At 45.9% G+C, this 7,893-nt stretch carries 10 protein-coding genes; 9 read left to right on the top strand and 1 reads right to left on the bottom strand.

All coding sequences use genetic code 11. From position 1 onward, the window contains the following. Positions 1 to 19: 19 nt before the first annotated feature. Complete coding sequence (locus tag ADA01nite_RS10240; protein ID WP_146809863.1) at positions 20 to 583, bottom strand: hypothetical protein; 564 nt, start codon at positions 581 to 583, stop codon at positions 20 to 22. A gap of 100 nt (positions 584 to 683) precedes the next feature. On the opposite strand from ADA01nite_RS10240, the gene ADA01nite_RS10235 reads away from it, so the two are divergent. From ADA01nite_RS10235 to ADA01nite_RS10195, 9 genes are all read left to right on the top strand, one after another. Further along, the gene (locus ADA01nite_RS10235; protein WP_146809862.1) at positions 684 to 1,448 is read left to right on the top strand and encodes a hypothetical protein; all 765 of its coding nucleotides are present in this window, start codon (positions 684 to 686) and stop codon (positions 1,446 to 1,448) included. Positions 1,449 to 1,518: 70 nt separating this feature from the next. Then, a complete protein-coding gene (locus tag ADA01nite_RS10230) occupies positions 1,519 to 1,707 on the top strand; it encodes a sigma factor G inhibitor Gin (RefSeq protein ID WP_146809861.1) in 189 nt (62 codons plus the stop codon). Between the two features lie 237 nt (positions 1,708 to 1,944). Then, positions 1,945 to 3,435, top strand: a complete 1,491-nt coding sequence (locus tag ADA01nite_RS10225) for an aminotransferase class I/II-fold pyridoxal phosphate-dependent enzyme (protein ID WP_246147291.1) — start codon at positions 1,945 to 1,947, stop codon at positions 3,433 to 3,435. Positions 3,436 to 3,669: 234 nt separating this feature from the next. Continuing rightward, the gene (gene tmk, locus ADA01nite_RS10220) at positions 3,670 to 4,308 is read left to right on the top strand and encodes a dTMP kinase (RefSeq protein WP_146809859.1); all 639 of its coding nucleotides are present in this window, start codon (positions 3,670 to 3,672) and stop codon (positions 4,306 to 4,308) included. Between the two features lie 104 nt (positions 4,309 to 4,412). Beyond that, positions 4,413 to 4,856: a YaaR family protein gene (locus tag ADA01nite_RS10215; protein WP_146809858.1), complete on the top strand. Its 444-nt coding sequence runs from the start codon at positions 4,413 to 4,415 to the stop codon at positions 4,854 to 4,856. Between the two features lie 33 nt (positions 4,857 to 4,889). Beyond that, entirely contained in the window at positions 4,890 to 5,867 is a 978-nt protein-coding gene (holB, locus tag ADA01nite_RS10210; protein ID WP_146809857.1) for a DNA polymerase III subunit delta', read from the top strand. A 4-nt stretch (positions 5,868 to 5,871) separates the two neighbouring features. Continuing rightward, complete coding sequence (locus tag ADA01nite_RS10205; protein WP_146809856.1) at positions 5,872 to 6,681, top strand: PSP1 domain-containing protein; 810 nt, start codon at positions 5,872 to 5,874, stop codon at positions 6,679 to 6,681. Between the two features lie 24 nt (positions 6,682 to 6,705). Further along, a complete protein-coding gene (yabA, locus tag ADA01nite_RS10200) occupies positions 6,706 to 7,080 on the top strand; it encodes a DNA replication initiation control protein YabA (RefSeq protein WP_146809855.1) in 375 nt (124 codons plus the stop codon). Between the two features lie 57 nt (positions 7,081 to 7,137). Next, positions 7,138 to 7,893: a tRNA1(Val) (adenine(37)-N6)-methyltransferase gene (locus ADA01nite_RS10195; RefSeq protein ID WP_146809854.1), complete on the top strand. Its 756-nt coding sequence runs from the start codon at positions 7,138 to 7,140 to the stop codon at positions 7,891 to 7,893.

Genomic DNA, 7,893 nt, shown 5'->3' with positions numbered 1-7,893 from the left:
TTTTTGGAATTATATTTTGTTAACCTGTGGTTGAGTACAGACCGATGCCCTGCCGCTCATGCTTTATTACATAGTCTTCGTTCTTTTTCTTCCACTTTTGGACACGCAAAACCGTAAACAGGCGGGGGATACTAAGTGTAATATGAAAGCCCAACATCAAGATGCCATGCTGGAGTCCCCACCACGCTGTTGCTATAAGCCCGACAGCCGTACCAAAGAAGAAAAACATCCATTCAATTTGCTGATAATCAGAAATCGATAAAGGAAGCTTCGTGCGCCAACCTCCCCAGGGAGAAAGAAAAGAGTCAATATGCCACCGCATGGAGAGTGAAGACACAAAGCAATATAAGAAGAAAGAAATCCCTTGTAAAAGCCATAGAATGATGAGATAGCCCAGTGATTGTATAACGTTTTGATTAGTGGTCTGCAGATATTTCTTTGCCAGGAAGAAAAAAACAAACATAATTACAGATTGAATAAGGATCATGGAAGAATTCCAACGATAGCGGTAGTGAAGTGTATGACTATAAATAGTGGAATTCTGGGTACGGAGTTTTTCTCTACGTGTTCTTTCCGCTTTCATCTTTCGAACCTCTTTTAAGGAAATTTTATCAAGCCCAATTTATTATTTTTTAAAAATAAGATGGTCCATTATTGCCTTTATCGGAATCGGAGGGAGAATTTTGTATAATGCAGTAGAAGGAAATTTTCTTGTCTTTTTTATAGGTGAAAAAGAGAAAAAGGGAGTCATTCTGGGAACAAATCAACCGATGAAAAAGGAGGCAAGATGGCTGCGCCATTCATTGGAGGGATGGGGAGCGCCGATTCTTACTCTGCCCGTGAAGGAAGCGGAAACAATAAGCAAACTTTACAACAGATATCTTTTGACAGGATCTTATAATGAAAAAGAATGGTACCGTCAATGTCAAGAAGACGGGGTCGATTATATTACAGTAAGGCGAGCTCTTGGATTAGAGCCGAAAATTGGACAACAGAAACAAGTGGTGGAAGAAAAAGAGATAATGGAATGGCTAAAGCAAAACATTTTCTCTGGTTTTTTATTACAGGCAAACGACCTAACGGCATCAGGTAAGCCTGTATCGCTTGGGGTGTGGGGAAACACAATGTCCAGGTTGACCAGATACGTTATAGAGGAGGCGGAAAGCCGTAATTGTTATGTTCAGCTTTTTGTCCCATTTTCGGGTGCTTCGTTCGTTCCCTGGAACTCTACAATAATATGCAAGGATAGATGGAAAGCGCTTGAAGGGACGTATGGCTTGCTCATTCTTGATTCTGAACCAATACTTTCGCGAATCCCGGTAAAAGAATGGGCTGTGCATAAGACAAAAATGAGAAGAAGCGTACTTGTCGATCCGTATAATTTGTATGAATCGGAAGAAATGGAGGCAATTGGTTATCGTTATATAAGATATGGTTGTGTTTTCTAACATTTTGCCTTCGCCATGTATAAAATAAAAAAAACAGGGAAGAATGGGATCAAAAAATGAAGGTGATACCATGGAAACGGAGCCGGAAAACTGCAGTTGCATCGTATGCGGCAACAAGGAAGCAAGGGGCATTTTCATTTTCGATTCGTTTGTTTGCCAGCAGTGTGAACAAGAAATTGTAGCCACAGATGCTTCAGAGGATAAATATCGTTTTTTCATTCGCCAGATGCGACGTATCTGGTTGAGGCAAAACGCCTGAGCCCTTCTTGATTTCAAGAAGGGTTTCTTTTATGGTATAGGAAAGTGCATTTTGCTTTACTACTGTAAAGCGAAATATACTTTCCCTTCATTAGTAATTTAGGAAAAACTTGCAAGGGGCGTGCCGACCGTTGCTTTTTTCGTGTGGAGCGTGTGGCCTGAAGGAAGGGAAAGACTAGCAACGCCCGTGAGTTTTTCTTATGGTTGGGAAGGAGAAATAACAGAGGGGGACATTGCATTGAATCATAGAGAAGCACCGCTTTATGAAGCACTCTGCACTTATGAGCAAAATAACAAGCTATCCCTTCATGTACCAGGACATAAAGATGGAAGCGTGTTTGATGCGGAGGCAGGTACACACTTTTATAATGTGTTGAAAATAGACGCAACAGAAATAAACGGATTGGATGATTTGCATCATCCTACAGGTGTGATTGCGAGGGCACAGGCACTGGCGGCTGATGCATTTGGAGCGGAACATACGTTTTTTTTAGTGAACGGTTCCACGGCGGGCAATCTCGCTGCTGCGCTTACATTATGCAGCCCGGGCGATACCATTCTTGTGCAGCGCAACGCCCATAAATCAATATTTAACGGCTTGCTTCTGGCTGGAGCATGTCCTGTGTATATACTGCCCGAAATTGAGCCTGCGACACGGGTTGCTGCCGGAATAAATCCGGAATGGTTGCGGGCAGCTATAGACCGGCATCCGGAAGCGAAAGCGGTCTGGATTACGAATCCAAACTATTATGGTATGGGGCAGGATGTCGTGACGCTGGCTGAGATGTGTCACCAGGCAGGCCTTCCGCTTGTAGTAGATGAAGCACATGGTGCGCATTTTGGCCAGACAGACGGTGTACCGCCTTCTGCTTTACAGGCAGGTGCGGATCTTGTTATACAATCTACGCATAAAATGCTGACCGCTATGACGATGGCGTCTATGCTACATATACAGGGTCCGCTCATTCCACGGGACAAGCTTGCCAGGGTGCTTGCCATGGTACAGTCAAGCAGCCCTTCTTATCCATTAATGGCTTCCCTCGATGTGGCGCGCCGCTACCTTGTTATGCGGGGACGGGAACAATTACATGAGACGATTCGTTGTCTGGAGCGATACAGAACAAAACTCAAGAAAGAGTTAAAGCTGCTTTCCATATGGGATGAAGAATCCGAGCCTCAGAACAGCCCGGTTTACAGCCGGGATCCGTTAAAATGGGTGCTAACGTCTTCAATCACTTCTGTAACAGGCTACCAATTATTGGAGTGGCTTGAGGAAAAAGGCTGTGTGGCAGAAATGGCTGATACGCAAAACGTAGTGCTTGCGTTTTCCATTAATACTGAGGAGGCGCATATTAAGAAGGTGGCGACTATACTTAAGGAAACAGATGAAAAAATGCAAAAGCTGAAGAAAAGAACGGGGGAAGCACGGACTTACAGTCCCCAATCTACAGAGTTATTTTCCAGACAGGCTTCTTTTATTATTCCTGTGATTCCACTTCAGGAGGCATTTCATCGGGACAAAGAGGAGGTACTGCTTAAAGATGCGGTCGGCAGGTATAGCGCTGAGATGGTCATTCCTTATCCGCCCGGCATCCCGCTGCTTACACCGGGCGAAGAGATTACGGATGAGCATATTGAAACTATACGACGCATCCAAAGGGCGGGTGGGTACTTTCAAGGCGCTTCCGATGAGACGATGGATAAAATGTTTGTACTGGTCAGTCCGTAGTTTTTCGATTATGATAACATCATATAGAACCACCAAGGCTTCTCAGCCGCAACCCCGATATGAAAATTGAGGGAAGGGCGTTGACTTTTGAGGTACGAAGGAAAAGAGAGAAGCGAACGAGGGGGTGATTTCAAGGGGAAAAAGGCGAACGCCTTTTTCTTCCCTGGATCTCATTTCCTCTTTCTCTCCTTATTTCTTCGTGATTTTCACAGAAAATAAGGGAGGATTCCATCGTTGAGGGGTTGTTTTGTCACATTCGAAGGAACTGACGGGTCGGGTAAGACCACCCAAATTAAAATGTTATATGAGTTTTTGCAGGAGAAGGGGTATGTTGTCCTGTTAACCCGGGAACCCGGCGGTACGAGTATCAGTGACAGCATTCGGGAGCTTCTCCTTGACCCGAAGAACAGCAAGATGAAACCGGAGACCGAAGTGTTGCTGTATGCTGCTTCGCGTGCCCAGCATGTTCGTGAGAAGATCATTCCGGCGCTTGCTCAGGGCAAAATCGTTCTATGCGATCGATTCGTGGACGCCAGTATTGCGTATCAGGGTTATGGACTGGAACTCCCGCTTGATGAAATCGTAAATATTAACCGCTTTGCCACAGGCGGATTGCAACCGGATTTAACATACTTTCTGGATTTGCCGTCCGAAGTTAGCCGGGAGCGGCTTGAAAAGCGTTTTTCTGTATATGAAGGACCGGACCGTATTGAGAGCAAGCCGGCTGAATATCATGAGAAAGTTAAGCAAGGATTCGCTGCCATTTGCCGTGAATATGAAGAACGGATTGTCAAAATCGATGCGGCGCGCGATATAGAAAGCATACAAGAAGAGATACGCGGACACTTTTTAAATTATCTCGCAAACAGATGATAGAAGCCATCCTTATCTTTTTATAACAATGAAGCCGGAAAATGCCGACTTTTGTAGTAAACGTGCGAACGAGGACGGGGAATAAAGTGGAAAGGGTGGTTTCCATGCGAATTGGAGAAAATATGCCGATCGATAAAACGCTGGGAATAGAGCCAAAGCAGAAGGTGCTCCCCCAGTATTATGTTGATTTTGACGAGATCATGCAAAATCGTAGTCAGCAGCTCGATGTTGAGAAGTTCAACAAGCTCATTGAGCGAATTGATATGCAGGGTGAAAGGCTTGCCAAATCCCGCACGATTAAAGATTTAAAAGAATATAAGGCGCTTGTAAAGAACTTCATGGAAGAAGCCGTCAAGAACGGCGTTGCCCTGGAAGAACGGCACGGCTTTAGCCGCCGTGGACGCAGCAAAATATACAAAATCATTACGGAAGTGGACAAAAAGCTTACGGAAGTCACGGATGCCGTACTTAAGAAAGAGCAGAAGGGCATTAACATTCTTGATGCAGTCGGTGAAATCCGGGGCTTGTTGATTAATATGTACATGTAGGAAATCGAAGCGAAAGAAGTGTGGATTAATACTATGTGGAGTGAGTTCTCGGCACAGAAGCAGGCCGCCGAACTGTTGCACCGCAGCATAAAGCACAACCGTCTATCGCATGCATACTTATTTTCTGGTCCAAAGGGAGCCGGAAAAAAGAAAATGGCGAAGCATTTGACCGAGGCTATCTTCTGTCTGCGGCAGGACGGTGATAGCTGCGGAGAATGCAAGAACTGTCGACTGATTGAAGAAGGGAACCATCTGGATGTACATTGGGTTCAGCCGGAAAGGAACATAATTCGTAAGGAACAGATTAAGGATTTGCAGAAGAAATTCTCTTACCGTGCGGCAGAGTCCAACCATAAGGTATATATTATGGAAGAAGCCGACAAGATGAACCAGGAAGCGACCAACGCACTGCTGAAATTCTTGGAAGAGCCTCCTGCAGGAGTCGTTGCCATTCTGCTCACCAGCAACATTCATGGCCTTCTTCCCACCATTCTTTCCCGTTGCCAAATTATTTCGTTCAATGCGCCCTCACCCGAAGCGATCACGAAGCAGCTTGAGCAGGAAGGAGTAAGACCGGGGTTGGCCAGAGCGGCGGCTCAGATTGCCCATGACCTGGAAGAGGCGCGTACATTATGCCAGACAGAATCGTTTGCGCAGATGAGAAGCCTAGTGATACAATTAAGTGAAGATATCATGGAGCGGGGCACATATGCCCTCGTTACCATTCATGATAAACTTCTCAAGCAGGAGAAGGACCCTGACAAAATCGACCTGTTTCTTGACTTGTTGCTGCTCTGGTTCCGTGATTTATTGCTTTTTTTGCTGGGACAAGAATCCCAGATTACGAATAATGATCAGATGGAGCCCATTCAGAAACAGGCATTGCGTATCAGTCAGCGCAGACTTGTGGAAGGAATGGGAACAATCCTGGTAACGAAAAACAGGCTCACGCATTATGCGAACCTGCAGTTATCCTTGGAAGATATGGTGCTTCGTCTGCAGGAGGGATAACACTTTGTTTGATGTTGTAGGTGTCCGTTTTAAAAAAGCGGGAAAGATATATTACTTTGATCCGGATGAACTTCCGATTGAAAATCACGACCACGTTATTGTAGAAACTGCGCGTGGTGTGGAATACGGACAGGTTGTCATTGGCCGTAAGCAGGTGGACGAGAATGATGTCGTACTGCCGCTGAAGAAGGTGCTGCGCATCGCTGATGAGCAGGATCGCCTTCAGGTGGAAGAGAACCGGAGATTGGCCGAAGAGGCTTTTGGAATTTGCCAGGAGAAGGTTGCGGCTCATAAGTTGGATATGAAGCTGGTTGATGTGGAATACACTTTCGATAAAAATAAAATTATTTTCTACTTCACGGCGGATGGACGTGTGGACTTCCGTGAATTGGTCAAAGATTTGGCAGCAATCTTCCGTACGCGTATCGAGCTGCGTCAGATTGGTGTTCGAGATGAGGCAAAGATGCTTGGCGGCATCGGTCCCTGCGGCCGTATTCTCTGCTGCTCTACCTTTCTCGGCGATTTTGAACCCGTATCCATTAAAATGGCAAAAGACCAGAACTTGTCGCTTAACCCGGCCAAAATTTCCGGTTTGTGCGGCCGTCTGATGTGCTGTTTGAAATATGAAAACGATAACTATGAGAGCGCTAAGGACGAGCTGCCGAATGTTGGCAAAGAAGTGGCGACGGTAATGGGATACGGACGAGTCGTGGGGCTTAACATTTTAGAGCGCAAAGTCCAGGTGAACCTGTATGAAGCAGAGAGAATTATGGAGCTGCCTCTTGATGAGATCAGCGTAGTGGAGAAAGTGTAGTAGTGAATAACTGAGGTGGGGATAGTGAACAAGCAAAGCATGTTTCACCAGCTCGCTTTAATTGAAGAGAAGGTCGGTGTATTATATGAAGAAATCGGCCATCTGAAGAACGCGATGCTTACGCTTATGGAAGAAAATAAAAATCTCTTCATTGAGAATCAACACCTTAGGGAACGGCTGCAGCAGCGCGAAACGGAATTAGAAAAGAAGGAAAAGCGTCAGAGCAGCGTCATAAAAACAAAGAAAGACAAGCAGAAACGGACGGTTGTCGGGGAAGGATATGATAATCTCGCCCGGTTATACCAGGAAGGTTTCCATATTTGCAACGTGCATTACGGCAGTCTGCGCACGGACGGAGATTGCTTGTTTTGCCTCGCATTTCTAAATAAACAGGGATAACAACAACGACCCGTGTCTCGTACGGGTCGTTTTTTGCGAAAGGAACGAGAAAAAGGAATGGAGAACGTCAAGCTGTATCCGGATGAGCGGATTGACGATTTACTAACGAATGAGATGAAGATTATCCAAAGCAAAGAGGTGTTCTGCTTTTCCCTTGATGCGGTGCTCCTGGCCCGCTTCGCTTCTTTACCGTTAAAACGTGGGCGCATCGTCGATTTGTGTACAGGGAACGGTGTGATTCCCCTCCTGCTGAGCGCAAGGACGGAATGTCCGATTGATGCAGTGGAGATTCAAGAGCGTTTGTACGATATGGCGAAGCGCAATGTCGAATTGAATGGGCTGAAAAATCGGATTTCAATATATCATGGTGATGTAAAGGAAGCGTATAAATTCCTGGGCAACGGTGGATACGATGCACTGACGTGCAATCCGCCGTACATGCCGGTGATCGGCGGTGAAAAAAACAAAAGTAGTCATGTCGCTATTGCAAGGCATGAAATCCTGCTCACGCTTGAAGAGGTGATTCAGGCGAGCAGCCGCCTCGTCCGTACCGGGGGAAAGGTAGCGTACGTGCATCGCTCAGGCCGTCTGGGAGACTTGATTGCGATTATGCGCAAGTACAGAATTGAACCGAAGCGTATGCGCCTTGTCTATCCGAAAGCGGAGGCGGAAGCGAACATGGTATTAATTGAAGGGATTCGGGATGGAAAACCGGATTTGCGTGTGCTTCCGCCGTTGATTGTGTATAAAGAAGACGGGACATACTGTGACGAGATTTATTCGATTTATTATGGTGACAGGACGGAGGAGTAG

It is taken from the genome of Aneurinibacillus danicus (genome assembly GCF_007991215.1).
GTDB classification, from domain to species: domain Bacteria; phylum Bacillota; class Bacilli; order Aneurinibacillales; family Aneurinibacillaceae; genus Aneurinibacillus; species Aneurinibacillus danicus.
The sequence above is the reverse complement of the archived record's forward strand: the minus strand, read 5'-3'. Positions and strand labels throughout refer to the sequence as shown.

Bases quoted from the DNA above. Each gene is read 5' to 3' on its own strand.
- holB (WP_146809857.1), top strand. From the start codon at position 4,890: ATGTGGAGTGAGTTCTCGGCACAGAAGCAGGCCGCCGAACTGTTGCAC.
- ADA01nite_RS10240 (WP_146809863.1), bottom strand. From the start codon at position 583: ATGAAAGCGGAAAGAACACGTAGAGAAAAACTCCGTACCCAGAATTCC.
- ADA01nite_RS10195 (WP_146809854.1), top strand. From the start codon at position 7,138: ATGGAGAACGTCAAGCTGTATCCGGATGAGCGGATTGACGATTTACTA.
- ADA01nite_RS10215 (WP_146809858.1), top strand. From the start codon at position 4,413: ATGCGAATTGGAGAAAATATGCCGATCGATAAAACGCTGGGAATAGAG.
- ADA01nite_RS10230 (WP_146809861.1), top strand. From the start codon at position 1,519: ATGGAAACGGAGCCGGAAAACTGCAGTTGCATCGTATGCGGCAACAAG.